1 protein-coding gene is annotated in these 334 nt (G+C 28.7%); it reads left to right on the forward strand.

The genetic code is table 11. The features are described from left to right. Positions 1-334: hypothetical protein (locus tag IMK15_RS06035; protein ID WP_192942253.1), on the forward strand; the 334-nt coding region annotated here is incomplete at both ends.

Here is a 334-nt window from a genome sequence, read left to right on the forward strand (position 1 = left end):
GGTAATGCAACACTAACTGATGCACGAAATACTACAGCATCACCAATTGTAACTGAAAAATCATTAGGTGATCAAAAAATAAAATATGCAGCAAATAAGAAAACTCAGCAAGAAACTACATTAACAAATGGATTTAACTTTAGTGATGGAACTAATACAGAAGCTAAAGTTGAAGATAATGGAGTTGTTAAGTTTAATTTAAAAGATAAATTAACAGGAATAACATCAATAACATCAGGAGATAATAAAGCTAAAATAACATTAAATGATGATAATATAACTGTTAATAAGAAAATAACAGGACTTACAGCAGGAACTGCAGAAACAGATGCAA

Source organism: Sneathia sp. DSM 16631 (genome assembly GCF_014892235.1).
GTDB lineage: Bacteria > Fusobacteriota > Fusobacteriia > Fusobacteriales > Leptotrichiaceae > Sneathia > Sneathia vaginalis.